At 68.6% G+C, this 226-nt stretch carries 1 pseudogene; it reads left to right on the top strand.

Going from position 1 to position 226, the window contains the following annotated elements:
- Window positions 1-151: 151 nt before the first annotated feature.
- Window positions 152-226 (top strand): annotated as a pseudogene (locus IF47_RS32055) (thiol reductase thioredoxin); the annotation flags it as partial.

The following is a 226-nucleotide window of genomic DNA, read 5'->3' as shown; positions in this document are numbered from 1 at the left end:
CCGAGCGGTACCTGGCCGCCCTGGTCGACGCTCCCGAGAAGCACGTCGCCGAGCCGGAGAAGACCGACGAGGCCGCGGCCGCCGCCGCCCTCTGACGACATCCCCACCCACCCACCTCACAGCACATCCCCGAGAACTCAAGGAGAACACCATGGCCACCCTGACCGCCACCGATGCCGACTTCGAGGACGTCGTCCTCAAGAGCGACAAGCCCGTCCTGGTCGAC

Origin of the sequence: Streptomyces megasporus (assembly GCF_000718985.1) — a bacterium.
GTDB classification, from domain to species: Bacteria; Actinomycetota; Actinomycetes; order Streptomycetales; family Streptomycetaceae; genus Streptomyces; species Streptomyces megasporus.
Note: the sequence above shows the minus strand (reverse complement) of the source record. Positions and strands in the feature narration are given on the sequence as shown.